Here is a 20,898-nt window from a genome sequence, read left to right as displayed (position 1 = left end):
AGGCCCCATCGAGTAGCTGGTTTTCAAATGCCTGATATGCACCTCGTTTGTCCGGAACCCCTGACTCCATGATCGACATCGGTTTGAACCTGACCAGCAGCCAGTTCGCCGGCGAACAGGCCGACCTGGTGGAACGCGCGCGCGCCGCCGGGGTGGAAGCCCTGATCCTGACCGGCACCGATCTGGCCGGCAGCCGCGAGAGCGCCGCATTGGCCGCCCGCTGGCCCGGTTACTGCTTCTCCACCGCCGGGGTGCATCCCCATGATGCCAAGAGCGTCGATGAGGAGACCCTGCCCGCCTTGCGCGAACTGGCGGCCCTGCCCCAGGTGGTGGCCATCGGCGAGTGCGGTCTCGACTACAACCGGGACTTCTCCCCCCGTCCGGTGCAGGACGCGGTGTTTGACGCCCAGCTGGCGCTCGCCGCCGAGCTCGGTATGCCGGTGTTTCTCCACTGCCGCGATGCCCATGACAAATTCGTCGAGATCCTGCGCCCCTGGTTGCCCCGCCTGCCGGGGGCCGTGCTGCACTGTTTCACCGGCTCCGACGCCGAGCTGGACGAGTGCCTGGCACTGGGGCTGCATATCGGGGTGACCGGCTGGCTCTGTGACGAGCGCCGTGGCCAGCTGCTGCGCGAGCAGGTGGCCCGCATTCCGGCGGGTCGCCTGATGATAGAGACGGACGCCCCCTACCTGGTGCCGCGGGATCTGAAACCCAGGCCCAAACGCAACGAACCCGCTTTTTTGCCGCACATCGCCCAGGTGGTGGCGGCCTGCCGTGGTGAAGCGCCCGAGGCCTTGCTGGCCCATACCCGGGCCACCTCCGCCGCATTCTTCCAACTTCCGCTTTTGGAGTGATTCATGGCCACAACTCTTCCGGGGGCCTTCCCGGGCCGTCGCCTGCGCCGGGTGCGCAAACATGACTTCAGCCGCCGCCTGGTGCGCGAAAACGTACTGACCGTCGACGATCTCATCTATCCCGTGTTCGTGCTGGAGGGGGAGGGTCAGCGAGAGGCCGTTGCCTCCATGCCGGGGGTGGACAGGCTCTCCATCGATCTGCTGCTCGAAGAGGCCGCCGAACTGGTGGCCCTGGGTGTGCCGGCGGTGGCCCTGTTCCCGGTGACGCCGCTGGAGAGAAAGAGTCTGCTGGCGGAAGAGGCCTACAACCCGGATGCCCTGGCCCAGCGGGCGACCCGTGCCCTCAAGGCGCGCTTCCCGGAGCTCGGGGTTATCACCGATGTGGCGCTCGACCCCTTCACCACCCATGGCCAGGACGGCATCATCGATGACGAAGGCTATGTGCAGAACGACATCACCACCGAGATCCTGGTGAAGCAGGCGCTCTCCCATGCCGCCGCCGGGGCCGACATCGTCGCACCGTCCGACATGATGGACGGCCGCATCGGTGCCATCCGTGCGGCGCTGGAGGAGAACGGCTTCGTCAACGTGCAGATCATGGCCTACTCCGCCAAGTACGCCTCCCACTACTACGGCCCGTTCCGCGATGCGGTGGGCTCCGCCGCCAACCTCGGCAAGAGCAACAAGGCCACCTACCAGATGGATCCGGCCAACGGCAACGAAGCCCTGCACGAAGTGGCCCTCGACATCGCCGAAGGGGCGGACAGCGTCATGGTCAAGCCGGGCATGCCCTACCTGGACATCATCCGCCGGGTGAAGGATCAGTTCGGCGTGCCGACCTTCGCCTATCAGGTGAGCGGCGAGTACGCCATGCACATGGCAGCGATCCAGAACGGGTGGCTCAAGGAGAAGGAGTGCGTGATGGAATCCCTGCTCTGCTTCAAGCGGGCCGGGGCCGATGGCGTCCTCACCTACTTCGCCAAGCGGGTCGCCCAGTGGTTGAAAGAGGACGCCCGACGCTGAGGCGGGGAGTGTCCATGCCCTCACAATGCCGGCCCTCGGGCCGGCATTGTCGTCTCTGGTAGATGAAATGCTGGTTTTATGAACAAAATGCCTGAAAAAGTGGGCAACATGCCCGTCTCTTGGCGGCAAAGGCTTGATAAATGGGGTTTCTGCCTACATCTTAGATGGTCCAAGCAGGCTTCTGGACGGCAGGGGCTGCAGAGCATTTAGAGGTACCGCAGATGACTAACCCTTTGCTGACAATGGACTCGCTGCCTCCCTTCAGCCAGATCCAGCCCGATCAGGTGCAACCTGCCGTGACGCAGGCCATCGCCGATTGCAAACAGAAGATTGAGGATGTGCTGGCCCAGAAGGAGCCTCACACCTGGGACAGCCTGATCGCCCCGCTGGAAGAGGTCAACGACCGCCTCTCCCGGATCTGGTCCCCCATCAGCCACCTCAATGCCGTGCAGAACAGCGAGGCGCTGCGAGCGGCTCACGATGCCTGCCTGCCGCTGCTTTCCGAATTCCAGACCTATGTCGGTCAGCATGAAGGGCTCTATCAAGCCTATCTGGCCCTCTCCGAGAGCGATGACTTCCCCCGGCTGGATGATGCCCAGCGCAAGGAGATCCTGAACACCCTGCGCGATTTTCGCCTCTCCGGCATCGGTCTACCTGCCGAGGCGCAGCAGCGCTACGGCGAGATCCAGGCCCGCCTCTCGGAGCTCGCCTCCCGTTTCAGCAACAACGTGCTGGACGCGACCCAGGGCTGGCACAAGCTGGTGACCGACGAGGCCGAGCTGGCCGGTCTGCCCGCGAGCGCCCAGGCTGCCGCGCGCCAGATGGCCGAACTCAAGGGCAAGGAGGGGTGGCTGTTCACCCTGGACATCCCCTCCTACCTGCCGGTGATGATGTACGCCGACAGCCGCGCCCTACGTGCCGAGCTGTATGAGGCCTTCACCACCCGCGCCTCCGACCAGGGCCCCAACGCCGGCAAGTGGGACAACTCCGCCATCATGACCGAGTTGCTCACCCTGCGCCGGGAGCTGGCCCGACTGCTGGGCTTTGCCAACTATGCCGAGCTCTCCCTCGCGACCAAGATGGCGGACAAGCCGGAGCAGGTGGTGGACTTCCTCACCGACCTGGCTGCCAAGTCCCTGCCCCAAGGCAAGGCGGAGCTGGAGGAGATCCGCGCCTTTGCCGCCGAGCAGCACGGTCAGGACGAACTGGCGGCCTGGGATCTTGCCTATTACGCAGAAAAGCTCAAACAGCACAAGTTTTCGGTCTCTGATGAGCAGTTGCGTCCTTATTTCCCCGCCGGTCGGGTCGTGAAGGGGCTGTTCGAGGTGGTCAAGCGGGTGTTCGGCATGAAGGTGCGCGAGCGTCTCGGCATCGACACCTGGCATCCGGACGTGCGCTTCTACGACATCTTTGACGCCGATGACGAGCTGCGCGGCAGCTTCTACCTGGATCTCTATGCCCGCGAGCACAAGCAGGGCGGCGCCTGGATGGATGTCTGCCTGGGTCGCCGCTACCGTCAGGACGGCTCCCTGCAAAAGCCGGTGGCCTACCTGACCTGCAACTTCAACGGCCCGGTGGACGGCAAACCGGCCCTGTTCACCCACAACGAAGTGGTCACCCTGTTCCATGAGTTCGGCCACGGCATTCACCACATGCTGACCCGCATCGATGTGGCCGGCGTGGCCGGCATCAACGGCGTGGCCTGGGATGCGGTGGAGCTGCCTAGCCAGTTCCTCGAGAACTGGTGCTGGGAATCCGAGGCGCTGGCCTTCATCTCCGGCCATTACGAGACCGGGGAGCCGCTGCCCGCCGATCTGCTGGAGAAGATGCTGACCGCCCGCAACTTCCAGGCGGCGATGCAGATGCTGCGTCAGCTGGAGTTCGCCCTGTTCGACTTCCGTCTGCACCAGACCTTTGACCCGGCCAGAGCGGATCAGATCCCTGCGCTGCTGGCTGAGGTGCGCAGCCAGGTCGCCGTGATGACGCCTCCGGCGTTCAACCGCTTCCAGCACAGCTTCTCCCACATCTTCGCGGGCGGCTACGCGGCGGGCTACTACAGCTACAAGTGGGCCGAGGTACTCTCTGCCGACGCCTTCTCCCGCTTCGAGGAGGAGGGGATCTTCAACCCGGCCACGGGCCACTCCTTCCTGAAGAACATTCTGGAAAAGGGCGGCTCCAGGGAGCCGATGGAGCTGTTCCGTGCCTTCCGTGGCCGGGAGCCCCAGGTGGATGCGCTGCTGCGTCACAGCGGTATCGCTGCGTGAGGTCCCGCCGCCACAGTGAGCCTCGATTGGATGAGCTGCCGCGCCACTGCGGGAGCTTCAAGCAGGTACACATTTGCGGCATAGTGGGATCGAAACGTGATTTTTGATAGAAAAAGGGACCTTTTGGTCCCTTTTTCCAAGCCTTTTTAATATCTTGCGGAGTGCATGTTTGCACTGTCCCCGCCTCTTCAGTAGAGTCGGGTTCTACCTTCCAGGGAGAGAAAGAACCTTGCCATGAGGCGAGCACTCGAGTCTGTCTATCAAATCATCTCCAGCCTGTCTCATTCGAGTGGTCAGGGATATTTTGATGCCTTTGTGAGTGAAATCGCCAACGCGGTGGGGGCTGACTTCGTCCTGGTGTCCGGCAAGGATCAGGCGGGTCTGTTCTTTACCGTGCATGCCGCCTATCCCGCCTCCCTCGACATCAACGCCTACAGCTTCCCCCTCGCCGACACTCCGGGGGAGATCGCCATGCAACAGGGTGAAGCATGGTTCAGTGATCGCACCCGCCAGCTGTTCCCCCACGCCGCCGTGCTGGAGCGCTGCGAGGTGAGAGCCTATGCCGGCGTCGCGCTCAAGAACGCCGAGGGAGAGACCATCGGCCTGTGCAGCGTCATGTTCAAGCGGGCCATGCCGAGAATGGAGAAGATAGTGGGCCTGCTGCGTCTGCTGGCCCCGCTCGCCGGTCGTGAACTGGCGCTGATGTATCAGCAGCGCCAGAGCCAGGAGCAGCCGGCGCAACCGGAACATCACCACTTCCTGGACACCATGATGTCCCATGCGCCCGTGGGCATCGGCAAGGTGGATCTGGGCGGCAAGATCCTCTGGGCGAACCCGGCCATCGAGAAGATGCTCGGCTACAGCCAGGAGGAGCTGCAACAGCTCACCGTCGCCGAAATCAACCATCCGGACGACTGGCAGACCAGTATTGCGCTCTACGACGCCCTCAAGCGGGGAGAGCGTCCCGCGTTTACCCAGGAGAAGCGTTATCTCCATCGGGATGGGACCGTCCTGTGGGGACGGGTGACGGTGACCCTGATCCGCAACGAGCAGATGCACCCCGACTATCTCATGGTGGTGCTGGAGAACATCGATCCCATCAGGCGCCATGCGGAGCAGCTCAAGCTCTCCCACCGGGTCTATGACAACCTCTCCGAAGCCATTCTGGTGTGCGATGCCGACAGTCGCATCATCTCGGTCAATCCGGCCTTCGAGAAGATCACCGGTTACAGCGAGGAGGAAGCGTGCGGCCAGCGGCCCAGCATGCTCAAGTCCGGACTGCACGATCAGACCTTCTATGCGGACATGTACCACGCCCTGGAGCGGGTGGGGATCTGGCGTGGGGAGGTGTGGAACAAGCGCAAGAACGGCAAGCTCTATCCCCAGCAGCTGATGATCAGCGCCGTGCGGGAAGGGGGCAAGATCAGTCAGTACATCGCCATCTTCAGCGATCTTTCCCAGACCAAGCTGGCGGAGCAGAAGATCGCTGCCCAGGCCAACTACGACAACCTCACCGGCCTGCCCAACCGCTGGCTGTTCGGTCGCTGTCTGGCCCGCTTCTGCGAGCGGGGGGAGCGCTTCGCCCTCATGGTGCTCGACCTCAACAACTTCAAGGCGGTCAACAACAGCATGGATCACCATGTGGGCGACGCCCTGCTGCGGGAGGTATCGGATCGGCTGGTGAGCCGGGTGCGCACCGAGGACCTGGTGGCCCGCATCGGCGGCGACGAGTTTGCCTTCCTGGTGCCCGGCATCGTCAACCGCCGTCAGGCCGAGGTGTTTGCCAAGCAGGTGATCGGCGGCTTTGCCCGTCCCTTCATGCTGGCCAACCAGCACCTCTATGTGACCGCCACCCTGGGGATCACCCTCTGTCCCAATGACGGCGGCGACAGCGACGAGCTCTTGCGCAATGCCGAGCAGGCCCTGTTCGTCGCCAAGCGCCAGGGACGTCCCCTCGGCACCTACAACGCCTCCATGCGGGAAGAGGTGAGCCAGCGCCACCAGATGCAGCACGATCTGGCGGAGGCCATCAAGCTGGGCCAGCTGACCATGGCCTACCAGCCCATCTGGGACAACCGCAGCGGCCGGGTCGCCAAGCTGGAGGCCCTGGTGCGCTGGTATCATCCCCACTGGGGTCAGGTCTCACCGGCGGATTTCATCCCGCTGGCGGAAGAGGCGGGGCTCATCCAGGGGCTGGGTGCCCTGGTGCTGTGGCAGTCTTGCCGGGATCTGGCCAGATTGCAGCAGTCCGGCTTCCCGGATCTGCAGATGTCCATCAACCGCTCCACCCTGGAGTTCCAGACCATAGACCCGGAGGCCAACGAGTGGCTCAGGGTGATCCGCCACTTCGAGCTGGATCCGGCGGACATCATCATCGAGATCACCGAATCCCTGCTGATGGAGACGAGCGATCAGCACAGGGTGCGGATCGATGCCCTGCGCGAGGCGGGCTGCAAGCTGGCCATCGACGACTTCGGCACCGGCTACTCGGCACTGAACTACCTGCGTACCTTCCCGGTGGATCTGGTGAAGATCGATCGCTCCTTCGTGCGCCATATTCCCTTCAACGAGCAGGACCGCCTGCTGCTCGACGGCATCATCAACATCGTGCACAACCTCGGCATGCAGGTGGTGATCGAAGGGGTGGAGACCCGGGAGCAGCTCAATTTCCTCTGCCAGAAGGGGTGCGCCTTCACCCAGGGGTATCTGCTCAGCCGCCCGCTGCCCTTCGACGATCTGACCGAGTACCTGAGTCTCAACCGTCAGGGAATGAACCTGGCGAATCTGACCACGGTGAGCTGACCCCCCGCTTCTGCTATCATGCCGGCTTCTGCGCCGTGATGAGTCCATGTTATGCCCCATATTCAGGTTTTCAGTGAAGTGCCCGCCCGCGATGGCGAGCTCGACGCCCTGCGCCAGCGCCTTGCCGACGTGGCGTTTCCCGCTCCCTTCGCCCTGGTGCTGACCGCATCGCGGTTGGAGCTGCGCAAGCTGGACGAACCCAAGCTGGGGGCCGTCTATGTGGACTTCGTGGAAGGGGCGGTGGCCCATAGGCGCAAGTTCGGTGGCGGGCGCGGCCAGTCCATCGCCAAGGCGGTGGGATTGAAGTCGGGAGCCATGCCGACCGTGGTGGATGCCACCGCCGGGCTCGGGCGCGATGCCTTCGTGCTCGCCACCCTCGGCTGCAAGGTGACCCTGATCGAACGCAGCCCCGTGGTGGCGGCCCTGCTCCAGGACGGTCTGACCCGGGCGGGGCAGGATCCCGAGATAGGCCCCTGGGTGCGCGAGCGGATGCAACTGCTGCAAGGCCCGGCGGTGGAAACCCTGCTGGCGCTGACCGAGCGGCCGGAGGTCATCTACCTGGACCCCATGTTCCCCCACAAGCAGAAGTCGGCGCTGGTGAAAAAAGAGATGCGGGTGTTCCAGTCCCTGGTGGGGGCGGATCTCGACGCGGATGCCCTGCTGCCGGCGGCGCTCAGGATGGCTGACAAGCGGGTGGTGGTGAAGCGGCCCGACTATGCGGGCTGGCTCAACGAGCACAAGCCCAGCATGGCCATCGAGACCAAGAGCAACCGCTTCGACGTCTACGTGATGGCGGCGCTGGCGAGTTGAGTGGCGACTGGCAGGGAGTCTGAGCGTCAAACGAAGAGGGCCAACCTGATCAGGTTGGCCCTCTTGCTATTCATTGGCTGCGGGGTGGGGCGAAGTGGATCCGCTTTTCTTCCCTTTGCCAGACGAGTTCCAGGGTCGCCAGGTCCGCCAGGCTGAGGCGCTCAGCGCGCTCCAGCAGCAGATATTCCACTCCGTCGCTGGCTTCTATGGTGCGGATCCTGTCCGCCCAGGTTCGTCCATCCCGGTCGGTGATCGTGACGGGCAACTGCCAGCTGGCGGCGATCTCCAGCCAGTCGTACAGGTCACAGCTGACGGGTTGGTAATCGGCCATGGGGTGTGCGGCTCAGGCTTCCAGCAGCCGGGTGGACCAGCCCATCTTCTGCTGGCGCTCCACCTCGAAGCGCAGCTCGCTGGCGCGCAGGTAATGCTCGTCCAGCCACCCCTTGGGCAGGGTCAGGGTCAGGGCATCTTCATCGGCTTGCAGCATGAACCTGGGCACAGTGCCCTGGGTCCGGCGCATGCAGAGGATGAGGGAGATGCGCAGGATGCGAGCCAGCCGGATCGCCTGGCGACCGGTGACGGCGCCCTGTTTCTCCAGCGGCTCCAGCTTGAATTCATCCCGCTGGTTGAACAGCAGGGCCGACAGCAGCTTCTTCTGCGCGGGGGTGAAGCCCGGCATGTCGATGTTGTCGATGATGTAGGCGGCGTGCTGCGGCGCCTTCTTGTACTCGATGCACAGACCGATTTCGTGCAGCAGGGCCGCGTAGCGCAGGATCGGGCGACCGTAGCGCTTGGAGAGGCGCCAGGCCGGCTGCAACTGGGTGAACGCCTCGATGGCGGTGTCGCGGACCCGCTCGGCGTGCTCCTTGTCGAGCTGGTAGCGGCTGATCAGGCTGTCGGCGGTGCGATCCCGGGCATCACAGTCGTGATTGTTGCCGAGCAGGCCGTAGATGAGCCCTTCACGCAGTGCACCGCCCGCCAGGGTCATGCTCTCGATGTCGAGGGTCTCGAAGATGGCGATCAGGATGGCGAGACCGGAGGGGAACACGGTCAGCCGTTCGGCCGCCAGCCCTTCGAGCTGCAACTTATCGAGTCTGCCGCAGGCGATGGCCTGACCCATCAGCTCTTGCAACTTGGGCAGGGTGACCCGCTCGCTCTTGCCCTGGGCCAGCATGATCTCCTGCAGCGCCTGGACGGTGCCGGAGGCGCCGACGCAGGTGCGCCAGCCGAGGACACGGTAGTCCGCAGCCACTTTCTCCAGTACCGCCTTGGCGGCGGCAATGGCCTGGTTGAAGCGCGTCTCGGAGAGCTCGCCATCACCGAAGTGGTTGTTGAGCCAGGTGACGCAGCCCATGTGCAGGCTGTTGAGCAGCTTGGCTTCGCTCTGCTCGCCGATCACCAGCTCGGTGCTGGCGCCGCCGATGTCGATCACCAGCCGATTGCCTTCCCCTGCCGACGTCCAGGAGACTCCTTCATAGATGGTCTTGGCTTCTTCCTCGCCCGAGATGATCTCGATGCTGTGGTTGAGCACCCGTTCCGCTTCGCTGATGAATTCGTCGACGTTGGTGGCCAGGCGCAGGGTGGCGGTGCCCACTACCCGGATGTTGTCGGACGGGATGTCCTGCAACTGCTCGGAGAAGAGGCGCAGACAATCCCAGCCCCGCTCCATGGCGGCACGGTTGAGGCGAAAATCGGCATCGAGGCCGGCGGCGAGGCGTACCTTGCGCTTGACCTTGGTGACGGTACGCAGGGCACCGGCGACCTCGCGCACCACCAGCATGTGAAAGCTGTTGGAGCCGAGGTCGATGGCGGCATAGAGAGGCGAGTTGTGCAACTTGGCCGATCCCTCAGTTCTTGCGGGGGGGGCGACGACGGTTGTTGCTGTTGCCACCGCCCTGGCGATCCCGCATGTTGCGGTTCACCGGCTGGCGGTTGCGGAACACCCGTTTTGGTGCGGTGACGTCATCCAGCAGCGCCTCGCGGTCATACTTGCTGACCGGGATGGGGTGGTGGATGTACTCCTCGATGGCCGGCAGGTTGAAGGCATAGTCTTCACAGGCCAGGCTGATGGAGTGACCGCTTCTGCCGGCGCGGCCGGTACGACCGATGCGGTGGACATAGTCTTCGGCATCGTCGGGCAGGTCGTAGTTGAAGACGTGGGTCACGTCGGGGATGTGCAGACCACGGGCGGCCACGTCGGTGGCGACCAGGATATCCAGGGTACCCTTGGTGAACTCTTCCAGGATCTTCATCCGCTTCTTCTGCGGCACGTCGCCGGTCAGCAGGCCGACGCGGTGGCCGTCGTTCTCCAGCCAGGCGTGAACGTCTTCACAGACGTGCTTGGTGTTGGCGAAGACGATGGCTTTCTCGGGCCACTCCTCTTCCATCAGGGAGAGCAGCAGCAACATCTTGTCTTCGTTGGAGGGGTAGAAGAGCTCCTCCTTGATCCGCACGCCGGTCATCTGTTCCGGTTCGACCTGTACATGTTCCGGGTGGTTCATGTGTTCATAGGCCAGCTCCTGCACCCGCAGGGAGAGGGTGGCGGAGAACAGCATGCTCAGACGCTCAGTGGCGGGGGGCATGCGGCGGAACAGGAAACGGATGTCCTTGATGAAGCCCAGATCGAACATGCGATCCGCTTCGTCCAGTACAACGACCTGGATGTTGCCGAGATCGATGACCTTGGACTTGAAGTAGTCGATGATGCGGCCGGTGGTGCCGATCAGGATGTCGACGCCCTGTTCCAGCACGGCCAGCTGCTTGTCGTAGCCTTCGCCACCATAGGCGAGACCGAGCTTGAGCCCGGTGGAGGCTGACATGCTCTCTGCATCGTTATAGATCTGGACGGCCAGCTCCCGGGTCGGGGCCATGATGATGGCGCGGGGCTGGTTGACGAGGCGCGGCCTGGTCAGCGGATGGGTCAGCAAATAGTTGAATGTCGCCGCCAGGAAAGCCAGGGTTTTGCCGGTCCCCGTCTGAGCCTGACCGGCGAGGTCATGACCTTCAACCAGCAGGGGCAGGGAGAGTGCCTGGATGGGCGTACAATAGTGAAATCCCTTTGATTCCAGACCAGCCAGAACTTCGGGTTCGAGGCCCATTTGGGCGAATTTTTCGGTCGTTAGATGTGTTTTGCTCATGGCGGTAGGTTATCAGGTTAGGCTTGCAATAATAAACAGGATCATTTCAAATAGGGCAACTATTGCCTTTGTTGAACCATCAATAAAGCCTTAATTACTGACTGGAGTTGGAGATGAGTGACAAGATTGTTCAGCTGAGCGATGCCAGCTTCGAGGCCGATGTAATCAACGCCGACAGCCCTGTTCTGGTCGATTTCTGGGCCGAATGGTGTGGACCGTGCAAGATGATTGCCCCGATCCTGAACGAAGTTGCTCAGGAATATGAAGGTCGCGTGACCGTGGCGAAATTGAACATCGATCATAACGCCGACACTCCGCCCAAGTACGGCATTCGTGGTATCCCGACCCTGCTGCTGTTCAAGAATGGTGAAGTGGCAGCGACCAAGGTCGGCGCCCTGTCCAAGACCCAACTGAAAGAGTTCCTGGACGGCAACCTGTAATAATCAAGAAGGAGCGCATTGCAATAATGCGCTCCTTGTGTTTTATCACCTAGACGCTCACCCTGATTGGTGCTAGTTTATCGCTCGTTTGCTAACCTTTTTGCCTGACTCTTTGCTTAACTACCAGCCTGGCAAGTCAAATCCGATCAGCATCAATCCAGCAGACTGTCTCCTCATTTCAATCCTTGCTTACAGACTTTCACCACTATGAATCTGACTGAACTTAAGAACACTCCTGTGTCCGAGCTGGTCCAGCTTGGCGAATCCATGGGGTTGGAAAATCTGGCTCGGGCGCACAAGAAAGACATTATCTTTGCAATCCTCAAGGCGCACGCCAAGGGCGGCGAGGATATCTTTGGCGACGGTGTGCTGGAAATCCTGACCGACGGTTTCGGTTTCCTGCGCAGTGCAGACGGCTCTTATCTCGCTGGTCCGGATGACATCTATGTCTCCCCGAGCCAGATCCGCCGCTTCAACCTGCGTACCGGCGATACCATCTCCGGCAAGATCCGGCCGCCGAAAGAGGGCGAGCGCTATTTCGCCCTGCTCAAGGTCAACGATGTCAACTACGACCGTCCGGAAAACTCCCGCAACAAGATCCTGTTTGAAAACCTCACTCCCCTGCACGCCAACGAGCGTCTGCGCATGGAGCGTGGCAACGGTTCCACCGAAGACATCACCGCCCGTGTACTGGATCTGGCATCCCCGATCGGCAAGGGCCAGCGCGGTCTCATCGTTGCACCGCCCAAGGCCGGTAAGACCATGCTGCTGCAGAACATCGCCCAGAGCATCGCCTACAACCACCCGGATTGTGAGCTGATCGTGCTGCTGATTGACGAGCGTCCGGAAGAAGTGACCGAGATGCAGCGCATGGTGAAGGGCGAAGTCATCGCCTCCACCTTCGACGAGCCGGCCTCCCGTCACGTCCAGGTCGCCGAAATGGTGATCGAGAAGGCCAAGCGTCTGGTCGAGCACAAGAAGGACGTGGTGATCCTGCTGGACTCCATCACCCGTCTGGCCCGCGCCTACAACACCGTCATCCCGTCTTCCGGCAAGGTGCTGACCGGTGGTGTGGACGCCAACGCCCTGCACCGTCCGAAGCGTTTCTTCGGTGCGGCGCGCAACGTCGAAGAGGGCGGCAGCCTGACCATCATCGCCACAGCGCTGATCGATACCGGCTCCAAGATGGATGAAGTCATCTACGAAGAGTTCAAGGGTACCGGCAACATGGAACTGCACCTCTCGCGCAAGATTGCCGAGAAGCGCGTCTACCCGGCCATCGACATCACCCGTTCCGGCACCCGCAAGGAAGAGCTGCTGACCGCCCCGGACGAGCTGCAGAAGATGTGGATCCTGCGCAAGATCATTCACCCCATGGGCGAGATCGACAGCATCGAGTTCCTCATCGACAAGCTGGCTGCGACCAAGACCAACGACGAGTTCTTCGACTCCATGAAGCGTCAACAGAAGTAACAGCCTCTTCAATGACAAAACCGCGGCCCAGGTCGCGGTTTTTGTTTATCTATTTCACGGTTGGCTTAGTAGTATGAAGCCTCGATGTCACAAGGAAAGGGACGTCATGAAGCTGGTGTTGTTCATATGGATGGGTTGGTTGTGGCTGGCGGCCCCGGTGCATGCCGACTCCCCGCCGCAATTGCAGGCTCCCCTGGTGGCGGACGAGGGACTGGAGGGGCATCGGGCGTACCTGGACGGCCGCATGGCGCTCGGACAGTTTGATGCCATGGACTCGTTGCTCGAGACCCTGTCGGTGGGGCAGCGGGAGTTCCTGTTGTTCCAGTTGCTGGGTGAGCTCAAGTCATCGGGCGCACCGAGCCCGGCGCTGCTGGCCTGGGTGCGGGCACAAGCGGCCAAGGCGCCACAATGGCTGGTGGAAGGGAAGGTGGATGGTTTCCTGGTACAGCTACCCGCCTACGACTTCCCCGCCGAGGCCCGGCTGGTGCTGAGCCACTGGCAGCAGCTGGCCTGGCAGGACAACTATCGCCAGTTGCTGGAGCAGGATCGCTTCGACTTCAAGCAGGTCTACTACAGCCGCAATCCCGAGCTGACACAGCAGCAGCAGGCCCTGCTGGCGGTGCTCGATCGGCAGCCGGTATCCGTGCTGCGCCGGGAGGCGCAGCGGCTTGCCGCCCTCAATCTCTTCCTGCCGGACAACCAGTTGCTGCTGTACTTCATCGAACAGACCGGGGAGACGGCACTCTACCTCAAGCTGTGGCGTCAGCCAGTGGATCACGATAGCCTGACTGCACTACACACCATTTCCCGCTTTTATTCAGGGCAGGAGGCGAGCGATCTGCTGATCGCCGCCAGCCAGAACAGCCGCCTGATGGTCCCCGCCCTGCATCAGCTCAGCCGCCTCTCCCCCTTGCCGGACGGGGCCCAGCAGTTCCTCCTGGCCGAACTCGGCAAGCACCAGTATGGCGGGCTGGTGGCCGGCCTGTTGTTGCAGATGGACGAGCCCAGGCTCCTGGGTCAATTGGCAAACCGGCTGACGCTTCAGGAGCGGCGACACGCCTCGTCCGTCATGAGGTCCGATACGGGTACACCGGATACGCCGCCAGGGTTATAATGCGGGACCACCTGATCCCGCTGGGGTACTTGCATGAAATACAAGGACTTGCGTGATTTTATCGCGCAGTTGGAACAAAACGGACAGCTCAGGCGCATCAGTCGCGAGATAGACCCCTATCTGGAGATGACCGAGATCAGCGACCGCACCCTGCGGGCGGGCGGGCCTGCCCTGCTGTTTGAAAATCCCAAGGGCTATACCATGCCGGTGTTGACCAACCTGTTCGGCACGCCGGACCGGGTTGCCATGGGCATGGGCCAGCCCAACGTCAGCGCCCTGCGCCAGGTGGGGACCTGGCTCTCCTATCTGAAAGAGCCGGAGCCGCCTCGCGGGCTCAAGGAGCTGATGGAGAAGCTGCCCATCTTCAAGCAGGTGTTCAACATGCCGACCAAGCGGCTCTCTTCGGCCCCCTGTCAGCAGGTGGTGCTGGAAGGGGGCGCGGTGGATCTGGATCAGATCCCGATCCAGCACTGCTGGCCCGGGGATGTGGCGCCCCTGGTCACCTGGGGTCTGACCATCACCCGCGGTCCCTACAAGAAGCGGCAGAACCTCGGCATCTATCGTCAGCAGAAGATCGGCAAGAACAAGCTGATCATGCGCTGGCTGGATCATCGGGGCGGCGCTATCGATTTTCGCGAGTGGCAGGAGGCCCACCCGGGCGAACGCTTCCCGGTGGTGGTGGCGCTGGGCGCCGATCCGGCGACCATCCTGGGCGCGGTGACGCCGGTGCCGGACAGCCTCTCCGAATACGCCTTTGCCGGTCTGCTGCGGGGCAGCCGTACCGAGGTGGTGAAGGCGCTGAGCTGCGATCTGGAAGTGCCCGCCAGCGCCGAGATCGTGCTGGAAGGCTATCTGGAGCCGGGGGAGATGGCCCCCGAAGGGCCATACGGCGATCACACCGGCTACTACAACGAAGTGGACGAGTTCCCGGTCTTCACCATCACCCACATGACGATGCGCCGGGATGCCATCTACCACAGCACCTACACCGGCCGTCCGCCCGATGAGCCGGCGGTGCTCGGGGTGGCGCTCAACGAGGTGTTCGTGCCGCTGTTGCAGAAGCAGTTCCCCGAGATAGTGGATTTCTACCTGCCGCCGGAGGGGTGCTCCTACCGGATGGCTGTGGTGACCATCAAGAAGCGTTACCCTGGCCACGCCAAGCGGGTGATGCTGGGGGTCTGGTCCTTCCTGCGCCAGTTCATGTACACCAAGTTCGTGATCGTCTGCGATGACGACATCAACGCCCGGGACTGGAAGGACGTGATCTGGGCCATCACCACCCGGATGGATCCGGCCAGGGACACCACCCTGCTCGAGCACACCCCCATCGACTACCTGGACTTCGCCTCGCCGGTCTCCGGGCTCGGCTCCAAAATGGGGCTGGATGCCACCAACAAGTGGCCGGGGGAGAGCAACCGGGAGTGGGGGCAGCCCATCGTCCAGGACGAGGTGGTAAAGCAGAAGATCGATGCCATCTGGGACGAGCTGAAGATCCTCGACTGAGGGATCCCCGATGCGGCGCGGCCATTGTGACGCAAAAGTGCGGTATTGCCGTGCCGAATTGGGTATGCTCGACGGACCTGACCACCAACTGGTCGCCATAAAAACAGTGAAACCATGAGCGAAGCGGGCCGGGCAGGCCCCTCACAAGGACAAGAATGCAACGTATCAAGTGCCGCGTAGAGGAACTGCGCGAATATGTCGACACCATCTGGCACGTGGCGCTGGCGCCGCAGCAGGAGGTGAGCTTCAAGCCGGGCCAGTATCTGCTGGTGGTGATGAGCGATTCGGACAAGCGCCCCTTCTCCATCGCCAACTCGCCGACCCGCTCCGGCGTGCTGGAGCTGCAGATCGGTGCCACTCCCGAGAATGCCTATGCCGGTCAGGTGCTGGCCCGCATGCGCGAGCAGGGAGAGATCGAGGTCGAGCTGGCCGCCGGCAAGGCGTTCCTGCGCGACGAATCCCCCCGACCGCTGATCCTGATGGCGGGCGGCACCGGCTTCTCCTATGCCCGCGCCATCCTGGAATACCTGATCGGCAGCGGCAGCAAGCGTCCGGTGTTCCTCTACTGGGGGGTACGCCAGGCGCACTGGCTCTACGAGCTGGAGCAGATGCAGCAGTGGGAGCGCGACTACGCGCCGCTGACCTTCATTCCCGTGGTGCAGGAGCCCGAGAGCGACTGGACCGGCAGGACCGGGCTGGTGCACAAGGCCATCATGGATGACTTCGTCAGCCTGCATGACTACGACATCTATGTGGCGGGCCGATTCGAGATGGCCGGTGCCGCGCGGGAAGAGTTCAAGGTGCTGGGCGCCGAGCCAGAGCGCATCTTCGGCGATGCCTACGAGTTTATCTGACCACGGCCAACCGCAGTGCGTCGATCTGCCCCCTTATCGTCTTGCGAGAGAGGGGGGATGAGAAACTCGTTGTCCCCATAAAAACGACAAACCCCAGCCTGGCTGGGGTTTGTGCTATCTACGGCGGGTCACGCCGGATCATTCGCCCTTGGCGGCGAGCTGCTGCTCGAGCTGGGCCAGCTTGGCCTCGAGGGCGGTCAGCTTCTCCCGGGTGCGCAGCAGCACCTTGGTCTGCACGTCGAACTCCTCGCGGCTCACCAGATCCAGCTTGTTGAGCTGGGCCTGCAAGACCTGACGGGTCTTTTTCTCCACCTCTTCACCCATGCTGCGAATGCCGGGGGGCAGGGCGTTGTGTATCTGTTTGGCGATCTCTTCCAGTTTTTTCGGGTCGATCATGGGGGTCTCCTTAAGCAATGGCGCCATTCTACCGACAAATCGTCTCCTTTGCCGAGATCGGAGCGGCTTTTTGCGCCATGGATCCCATCGGGCTCTGGTCGGGTCTGGTTGATGCCCCCTGGCTGCTACCCTGTGACACCGGGAATCAATTCCAATTCCTTGATGGTGTACACAAAAAAATCAGATCAGATGACTGACCAGAGGCTTATTAATTGTTGCGTTGCTGTTAATATGATTCGGTCGGGTTTGAACCCTACCCCGTCAGGCTCATCATGGATAACAACATAAAAGAGATAAGGATATGAAGAAAAAGCTAATTTACGCGGCCGTCGTCAGTGCGCTGCTGAGCGGTTGTGGTGGCAGTGACGACAACACAGGCGATACCTCAAGCTATCTCGATTATCTGCTGAGCGGCTCCAATGCAGTCCGACCCAGCGCCCTGGCAGCCCGTGCGACCGACGGTACCCTGAAATTCTCCACGGAAACGGCGGATCTCTCCAACCCGGTGTCCGCCCTCTCCACCCTGGATGGCTGGTCGACTACCCAGGCGATCCAGATAGTGCCGGTGACGGCCTCCGGCATCCAGGTCAAGGCGCCGGCCGCTGCTGAATTCGCAGCCTCCGTGGCACCCCTCTACCTGATGGAGCTGGAGTTTGACAGTGCGGCCCTGCGTCCGAGCGGCGTGAAAAAGGTGCTGACCTACGGGGTGGACTTCGTGGTGGCCGAGACGACCGGCAAGCTGAATCTGATGCCGCTCAAGCCTCTCAACCCCTCTTCCTACTACATGATAGTGGCGACTGATACCCTCAAAGACAGCACGGGTGCCCCCCTGCGACCGGGTAGCGACTACAGCAACTACAAGACCAGCACCGGCAGCAACGCCCAGGAGCAGACCATCAGCGGCCTGATTGCGCTGCAGGAAGGGCTGTTCAAGGCTGCCACCGGCATCACCAGCGATCACGTGATCTTCTCCGACTGGTTCGGCACCCAGTCCGGCGCCGACGTGCTGGTGGCGGTGAAAGGGGCGGCCGCATCCGTGCTCAAGAGCCCGACCCTGGACGCCGCCGCCCTGTGGAAGCAGGACGCCCTGGGCAATACCAGCCTGCCTGGCACCTATACCCTGTCGGTGAGCGGCGGCAGCCCCTTCCTGACCCAGCTGGACGCCGAGAACTTCCTGCCCCCGGAGCAGAAGGATGCGATTGCCGCCGCCGTTGACGCCAACCCGCAACTGAAAGGCCTGGCTGGCATGACTCAGGTCTATACCGGCACCGTCAAGCTGCCCTACTTCCTCTCCTCCCCGGCCACCGCCGGCTCCTGGGACAAGGCGAAGACCCAGTCCTGGCACGGTGCCATCCCCAGCCTCTACGCCATCGCGAACGCCCTGAAGGCCCAGGATACCGAAGTGATCGGCGGCCTGGTGGGGGCGGGTGTGGATCCGGCCTTGCTGGGCGAACTCATCGCCGATCCGAGCCGTCAGGCCGAGCTGCTGGCGGAGGCGAGCAAGCTGATCGGGGTGACCCTCACCTCCGGCGGCAAGGCGCTGGATCCCGAGATGAACATCGGGCGCTTCAACCCGCTGCCGGCACTGGAAGAGGTGCAGTCCGTCCCGATGCGGATCTTCGCCGCCGCACCGCTGGCGAACATCACCGACGTGATCATCTATCAGCACGGCGTCACCTCCGTGAAGGAGAACGCCTATGCGCTGGCCCTTGGCCAGATTGGTGCCGGTGCCCAGGCGAGCAAGAACGTGGCCGTGGTGGTGATCGATCATCCGTTGCACGGTGAACGCGGCTTCGCCCTGACCGGCAGCATGGACTCGGTGACCACCTCCGACAACCCGACCCCCTACCTGAACCTGAGCTACCTGACCGTGGCCCGCGACAACCTGAAACAGAGCGTGGCGGATCTGCTGGGCCTGCGTCTGGCGGTGGGGCTGGCCAATGCCAAGGGCGCCATCGGCACAGCAGGCAGCCTCAAGGTACACTTCCTGGGTCACTCTCTGGGTGCCATCGCGGGGGCCAACCTGCTGGCGGTGGCCAACCAGTCTGTTGGCAACCCGACGGCAGACGCCCTGTTCAAGTTCGACACTGGCGGCCTGGCCATGCCGGGTGGCGGCATAGCGCCGCTGTTGCTGAACTCGCCGACCTTCGGTCCGACCATCCAGATGAGCGTGCTGACCGCTGGCAGTGCAGCCCTGAAGGCAGCCTTCACCGCCTACGCCCCGAACTGCAAGACGGCAGTACCGACCTGCTTCGTCAACGAGTTCCTGCCGAGCCAGGATGCGGCCACCCAGGCCACGGCGGCCAGCACCCTGCAGAGCTACAGCTTCGCGGCGCAGTCGGTGCTGGATTCGGCAGACCCCATCAACCTGGGGAGCGGTATCGCGGCGGACTTCCCGCTGTTTGCCACCGAAATCGTCGGCGACGGCGCCCTGAGCCTGTCGGATCGAGTGATCCCGAACAGCATCGCCACCGCCCCGCTGGGTGGCACCGAGCCGCTGTTCAAGGTCCTGGCCCTGCAACCGCTGACCGCCACCGGCGCCGCCAACCACAGAGCGGCCCGCTTCGTGGCCGGGGGTCACAGCTCGCTGCTGGCACCTGACGAGAACTTCGATCCGACCGGCGCCGTCACCACCGAGATGCAGACCCAGTTCGGCAGCTTCTTCGCAAGCGGCGGTACCGCGGTCAAGGTGACCGACGCCAGCCTGCTCAAGCAGTAAGCCGGCCGACCAATAAAAACGCCGCCCCAAGGGGCGGCGTTTTTTTATGGCAAATCGGCTCAGGCTGGCCTGTGGCGCCTGTCCAGCCAGCCCTGGGCAAGGCCGACCAGCAGGCCCGCCAGGTGAGCCATGTTGGTGGTCGCTATGGTTGCCGAGCCGTTGCCGGCAACCAGGCCTCACCCCGGCCTGTGGTGTTTGTCCAGCCAGCCTTGGGCAAGGCTGACCAGCAGGCCTGCCAGGTGAGCCATGTTGGTGGTGGCTTTGGTTGCCGAGCCGTTGCCGGCAACCAGGCGTCACCCCGGCCTGTGGTGTCTGTCCAGCCAGCCCTGGGCAAGGCCGACCAGCAGGCCGACCAAATGGGCCATGTTGGCGGTGGGGGTGCCGAGCATGTCCAAGAAGCCGAGCACCAGCCAGACCAGCATGAAGCCCATCAGGGCTGGCGGCATGGCGAGGCCGCAATCCGGTTGCAGCCTGGTTCGCAGCCAGCTGTAGCCGAGCAGGGCATAGACCACCCCGGAGAGGCCGCCAAAGCGCGGGCCGCTGGCAAAGAACTCGGCGATATTGGGCAGGGCCGCCCCGACGATGAGCAGGATGAACAGCTTGCCGCTGCCGAGGCGCTGCTCTATCTGGCCACCGAGATACCACCACCACAACAGGTTGAACACCAGATGCAGCACCGAGAAGTGGATGAAGGCCGGGGTGACGTAGCGCCAGGCCTGCCAGTCGGTGAACTGGGCCAGGGTGGGGTGGAAGGCGAGCTCGTCGAAGATGGGCAGGCCGATGGCATCCAGAGCGTAGATGGCCAGGCAGGCGATGATGACCACCAGGGTCAGGGGGCCCGCCTGGTGGAGGAAGTCGGTGACCGGATCCGTCATCCCCTTGCTGTAGTCGATCCGGGCATCGGCATGGCCGGATTGCCAGGAGGCCTCCATGTAGCGGGGATGATTGGGTTCGCTCAGGAAGCGTTTGACCTCCTGCTGGGCCTGGGCGAGGCGCCGTTCGTCCGCCAGCCAGACCGAGACGCCGAGCTCGGACTGGGTCAGCTCGCACGAAATGCCCAGGGTAGCGAGATAATCCACCAGCGCCTGGGCCATGCGGGCGTCGCCCAGCACCAGCAGCTGGATCATGCCGGTGGAGGAGGAGCGACCCGCCTCTGTCATGCGTCCCCCGCCTGGATGGGGAACTCCCTGCGCCAGGCCTCGAAACCGCCATCCAGGCTATAGACCTCGTCATAGCCTTGTTGCAGCAGGTACTGGGCCGCCCCCTGGCTGCTGTTGCCGTGATAGCACATCACGATGACGGGGGTATCGAAGTCCACCTCGTTCATAAAGCGAACCAGGGTGCCGTTGGTGAGGTGGAAGGCGCCGACCGCGTGGGCCGTCTCGAAGGATTGGGGATCGCGAATGTCCACGAGACGGGCTTCGCCTGCGCTCAGCTTCTGGTGGGCATCATGGGCGCTGATATGGGCAAACTGGTCCATTGAGATGTCCTGAAAATGGAGGGTTGAAG

At 62.9% G+C, this 20,898-nt stretch carries 17 protein-coding genes; 11 read left to right on the top strand and 6 right to left on the bottom strand.

The genetic code is table 11. The annotated features are described in order from the left end of the window. The first annotated feature begins 68 nt into the window (after positions 1–68). The 5 genes from OKC41_RS17440 (at position 69) to OKC41_RS17420 (ending at position 7,753) form a co-directional block, all read left to right on the top strand. Positions 69–854, top strand: a complete 786-nt coding sequence (locus OKC41_RS17440; protein WP_010672361.1) for a TatD family hydrolase — start codon at positions 69–71, stop codon at positions 852–854. Positions 855–857: 3 nt separating this feature from the next. Continuing rightward, on the top strand, positions 858–1,877 hold the full coding sequence (gene hemB, locus OKC41_RS17435; RefSeq protein WP_201895247.1) for a porphobilinogen synthase: 1,020 nt from the start codon (positions 858–860) through the stop codon (positions 1,875–1,877). Between the two features lie 221 nt (positions 1,878–2,098). Beyond that, a complete protein-coding gene (gene prlC / locus OKC41_RS17430) occupies positions 2,099–4,141 on the top strand; it encodes an oligopeptidase A (protein WP_042879059.1) in 2,043 nt (680 codons plus the stop codon). Positions 4,142–4,375: 234 nt separating this feature from the next. After that, on the top strand, positions 4,376–6,943 hold the full coding sequence (locus OKC41_RS17425; protein ID WP_039041083.1) for a bifunctional diguanylate cyclase/phosphodiesterase: 2,568 nt from the start codon (positions 4,376–4,378) through the stop codon (positions 6,941–6,943). A gap of 60 nt (positions 6,944–7,003) precedes the next feature. Next, positions 7,004–7,753, top strand: a complete 750-nt coding sequence (locus OKC41_RS17420; RefSeq protein WP_201895267.1) for a class I SAM-dependent methyltransferase — start codon at positions 7,004–7,006, stop codon at positions 7,751–7,753. Between the two features lie 70 nt (positions 7,754–7,823). On the opposite strand, the gene OKC41_RS17415 is transcribed toward OKC41_RS17420, so the two are convergent. Genes OKC41_RS17415 through rhlB form a run of 3 tightly spaced genes read right to left on the bottom strand, consistent with a single transcriptional unit; the run spans position 7,824 to position 10,890 of the window. Next, positions 7,824–8,084, bottom strand: a complete 261-nt coding sequence (locus OKC41_RS17415; protein ID WP_128343242.1) for a Rho-binding antiterminator — start codon at positions 8,082–8,084, stop codon at positions 7,824–7,826. Between the two features lie 12 nt (positions 8,085–8,096). Next, positions 8,097–9,587 (bottom strand): guanosine-5'-triphosphate,3'-diphosphate diphosphatase, encoded by a 1,491-nt coding sequence (gene gppA, locus OKC41_RS17410; protein WP_201895248.1) that lies wholly within the window; start codon positions 9,585–9,587, stop codon positions 8,097–8,099. A 13-nt stretch (positions 9,588–9,600) separates the two neighbouring features. After that, a complete protein-coding gene (gene rhlB, locus OKC41_RS17405) occupies positions 9,601–10,890 on the bottom strand; it encodes an ATP-dependent RNA helicase RhlB (RefSeq protein WP_029313424.1) in 1,290 nt (429 codons plus the stop codon). 113 nt (positions 10,891–11,003) lie between these two features. On the opposite strand from rhlB, the gene trxA reads away from it, so the two are divergent. From trxA to fre, 5 genes are all read left to right on the top strand, one after another. Continuing rightward, the gene (trxA, locus tag OKC41_RS17400; protein ID WP_010672369.1) at positions 11,004–11,330 is read left to right on the top strand and encodes a thioredoxin TrxA; all 327 of its coding nucleotides are present in this window, start codon (positions 11,004–11,006) and stop codon (positions 11,328–11,330) included. Between the two features lie 207 nt (positions 11,331–11,537). After that, the gene (gene rho, locus OKC41_RS17395) at positions 11,538–12,803 is read left to right on the top strand and encodes a transcription termination factor Rho (RefSeq protein WP_010672370.1); all 1,266 of its coding nucleotides are present in this window, start codon (positions 11,538–11,540) and stop codon (positions 12,801–12,803) included. 106 nt (positions 12,804–12,909) lie between these two features. Beyond that, positions 12,910–13,917: a hypothetical protein gene (locus OKC41_RS17390; protein ID WP_103261014.1), complete on the top strand. Its 1,008-nt coding sequence runs from the start codon at positions 12,910–12,912 to the stop codon at positions 13,915–13,917. A gap of 33 nt (positions 13,918–13,950) precedes the next feature. Next, complete coding sequence (ubiD, locus tag OKC41_RS17385; RefSeq protein ID WP_270672223.1) at positions 13,951–15,420, top strand: 4-hydroxy-3-polyprenylbenzoate decarboxylase; 1,470 nt, start codon at positions 13,951–13,953, stop codon at positions 15,418–15,420. A 155-nt stretch (positions 15,421–15,575) separates the two neighbouring features. Continuing rightward, positions 15,576–16,274: an NAD(P)H-flavin reductase gene (gene fre, locus OKC41_RS17380; RefSeq protein WP_010672373.1), complete on the top strand. Its 699-nt coding sequence runs from the start codon at positions 15,576–15,578 to the stop codon at positions 16,272–16,274. A gap of 138 nt (positions 16,275–16,412) precedes the next feature. Here the strand turns inward: fre and OKC41_RS17375 are convergent, their stop codons facing one another. Then, on the bottom strand, positions 16,413–16,670 hold the full coding sequence (locus OKC41_RS17375) for an accessory factor UbiK family protein (protein ID WP_010672374.1): 258 nt from the start codon (positions 16,668–16,670) through the stop codon (positions 16,413–16,415). Positions 16,671–16,971: 301 nt separating this feature from the next. Here OKC41_RS17375 and OKC41_RS17370 point away from each other — a divergent pair, with 301 nt between their 5' ends. Then, positions 16,972–19,389, top strand: coding sequence for a VolA/Pla-1 family phospholipase (locus tag OKC41_RS17370; protein WP_201895251.1), 2,418 nt, complete (start codon positions 16,972–16,974; stop codon positions 19,387–19,389). Positions 19,390–19,682: 293 nt separating this feature from the next. Here OKC41_RS17370 and glpG read toward each other — a convergent pair whose 3' ends face one another. Together glpG and glpE are read right to left on the bottom strand one after the other, a co-directional pair. Continuing rightward, a complete protein-coding gene (gene glpG, locus OKC41_RS17365; protein WP_201895268.1) occupies positions 19,683–20,516 on the bottom strand; it encodes a rhomboid family intramembrane serine protease GlpG in 834 nt (277 codons plus the stop codon). A 29-nt stretch (positions 20,517–20,545) separates the two neighbouring features. Next, the gene (gene glpE / locus OKC41_RS17360) at positions 20,546–20,869 is read right to left on the bottom strand and encodes a thiosulfate sulfurtransferase GlpE (protein WP_005307320.1); all 324 of its coding nucleotides are present in this window, start codon (positions 20,867–20,869) and stop codon (positions 20,546–20,548) included. Positions 20,870–20,898: the final 29 nt, after the last annotated feature.

Source organism: Aeromonas sp. QDB17 (genome assembly GCF_027705305.1).
GTDB classification, from domain to species: domain Bacteria; phylum Pseudomonadota; class Gammaproteobacteria; order Enterobacterales; family Aeromonadaceae; genus Aeromonas; species Aeromonas caviae.
The sequence above is the reverse complement of the archived record's forward strand: the minus strand, read 5'-3'. Positions and strand labels throughout refer to the sequence as shown.

What these genes read in the sequence shown, in the direction of transcription:
- OKC41_RS17440 (WP_010672361.1), top strand. Translation starts at nt 69, where the DNA reads ATGATCGACATCGGTTTGAACCTGACCAGCAGCCAGTTCGCCGGCGAA.
- hemB (WP_201895247.1), top strand. Translation starts at nt 858, where the DNA reads ATGGCCACAACTCTTCCGGGGGCCTTCCCGGGCCGTCGCCTGCGCCGG.
- prlC (WP_042879059.1), top strand. Translation starts at nt 2,099, where the DNA reads ATGACTAACCCTTTGCTGACAATGGACTCGCTGCCTCCCTTCAGCCAG.
- OKC41_RS17425 (WP_039041083.1), top strand. Translation starts at nt 4,376, where the DNA reads ATGAGGCGAGCACTCGAGTCTGTCTATCAAATCATCTCCAGCCTGTCT.
- OKC41_RS17415 (WP_128343242.1), bottom strand. Translation starts at nt 8,084, where the DNA reads ATGGCCGATTACCAACCCGTCAGCTGTGACCTGTACGACTGGCTGGAG.
- rhlB (WP_029313424.1), bottom strand. Translation starts at nt 10,890, where the DNA reads ATGAGCAAAACACATCTAACGACCGAAAAATTCGCCCAAATGGGCCTC.
- trxA (WP_010672369.1), top strand. Translation starts at nt 11,004, where the DNA reads ATGAGTGACAAGATTGTTCAGCTGAGCGATGCCAGCTTCGAGGCCGAT.
- rho (WP_010672370.1), top strand. Translation starts at nt 11,538, where the DNA reads ATGAATCTGACTGAACTTAAGAACACTCCTGTGTCCGAGCTGGTCCAG.
- OKC41_RS17390 (WP_103261014.1), top strand. Translation starts at nt 12,910, where the DNA reads ATGAAGCTGGTGTTGTTCATATGGATGGGTTGGTTGTGGCTGGCGGCC.
- ubiD (WP_270672223.1), top strand. Translation starts at nt 13,951, where the DNA reads ATGAAATACAAGGACTTGCGTGATTTTATCGCGCAGTTGGAACAAAAC.
- fre (WP_010672373.1), top strand. Translation starts at nt 15,576, where the DNA reads ATGCAACGTATCAAGTGCCGCGTAGAGGAACTGCGCGAATATGTCGAC.
- OKC41_RS17375 (WP_010672374.1), bottom strand. Translation starts at nt 16,670, where the DNA reads ATGATCGACCCGAAAAAACTGGAAGAGATCGCCAAACAGATACACAAC.
- OKC41_RS17370 (WP_201895251.1), top strand. Translation starts at nt 16,972, where the DNA reads ATGAAGAAAAAGCTAATTTACGCGGCCGTCGTCAGTGCGCTGCTGAGC.
- glpG (WP_201895268.1), bottom strand. Translation starts at nt 20,516, where the DNA reads ATGATCCAGCTGCTGGTGCTGGGCGACGCCCGCATGGCCCAGGCGCTG.
- glpE (WP_005307320.1), bottom strand. Translation starts at nt 20,869, where the DNA reads ATGGACCAGTTTGCCCATATCAGCGCCCATGATGCCCACCAGAAGCTG.